Annotated in this window: 1 protein-coding gene; it reads right to left on the reverse strand. The window is 75.3% G+C overall.

The window, feature by feature from the left end:
• Positions 1–4: 4 nt before the first annotated feature.
• A partial coding sequence (locus ABD308_RS25825; protein ID WP_344339019.1) for a copper chaperone PCu(A)C occupies positions 5–469 on the reverse strand: 465 nt, incomplete at its 5' end.

Consider the following 469-nt stretch of genomic DNA (forward strand, 5'->3'; position numbering starts at 1 on the left):
CGGCTCAGCCGCCGCCGCGCCGCCCGCCGGGCGGCAGGACCTCCGCCTTGACGCGCAGTTGCGGGCTGTGGCGGAAGCCGAGCGTGAACTCCACCCACTGCCCGACCTTCAGCGGCGGGGGATTGGTGATCATCAGGTCGGCGTCCTCCGGCGTCATCACCAACTCACCGCGTTCCGGCACCGGCAGCGCTGTGACCGCCTGCCACCGGCCCGCGGCGCCCTGGTGCAGATGCCGTTTCAGCGTCACCTTGCCGCCGAACTCCCAGCTGGCGGACGTCAGTTCGTCCGGCAGGTCGCCGGGGTTGCGGATGGTGAAGAAGGCGGCGGTGGCCGGTGCCCCGCCCGCCGTGGGCAGCAGCAGCCAGCCCGGTGCCACCTCCACCGGGCGCGCCGTCCCCGCCCCGCCGATCGCCGTCCACCCCGAGAGCAGCCCGAGCGCCACCGCGGCGGCCGTCACCGGCGGACCGAC

It is taken from the genome of Kitasatospora putterlickiae, from assembly GCF_039527695.1.
GTDB lineage: Bacteria > Actinomycetota > Actinomycetes > Streptomycetales > Streptomycetaceae > Kitasatospora > Kitasatospora putterlickiae.